Consider the following 479-nt stretch of genomic DNA (forward strand, 5'->3'; position numbering starts at 1 on the left):
TCACATCCTGGTCGACGGTCAGCTCGTCGACCGCCCGTCCTTCCGCGTGAAGCCGGGTCAGCTCATCCACGTCAAGGCCAAGTCCGAGGCTCTCGAGCCCTTCCAGGTCGCAGCCGCCGGCGGTCACGCCGAGGTCCTGCCCCCGGTCCCGGGCTACCTCGAGGTCGAGCTCGACAAGCTGCAGGCCCGTCTGGTCCGTCGTCCGAAGCGCGTCGAGGTCCCCGTGACCTGTGAGGTGCAGCTGGTCGTCGAGTACTACGCGGCTCGCTGATACAGCATCCGTGCGAGAGGCGTCGGGGGATTCCCCGGCGCCTCTCGTCGTAGGATGGCGGAATGAAGAATCTGCTCTGGTTCCTGATCGGTGTGATCGGCGGTTTCGTCGCCGCGCACTTCATGAACAAGGACCCTCGGGGTCAGGAGATCTTCGCCGACATCGACGCGCGCATCTCGGAGTTCACCGGCATCCTCGGTGAGGCGTA

Annotated in this window: 1 pseudogene; it reads left to right on the plus strand. The window is 65.8% G+C overall.

What is annotated here, in order from left to right:
* A pseudogene (locus BGN97_RS14600) lies at window positions 1–271 on the plus strand (30S ribosomal protein S4); the annotation flags it as partial.
* Window positions 272–479: the final 208 nt, after the last annotated feature.

Source organism: Microbacterium sp. 69-10 (genome assembly GCF_001897945.1).
Lineage (GTDB): Bacteria > Actinomycetota > Actinomycetes > Actinomycetales > Microbacteriaceae > Microbacterium.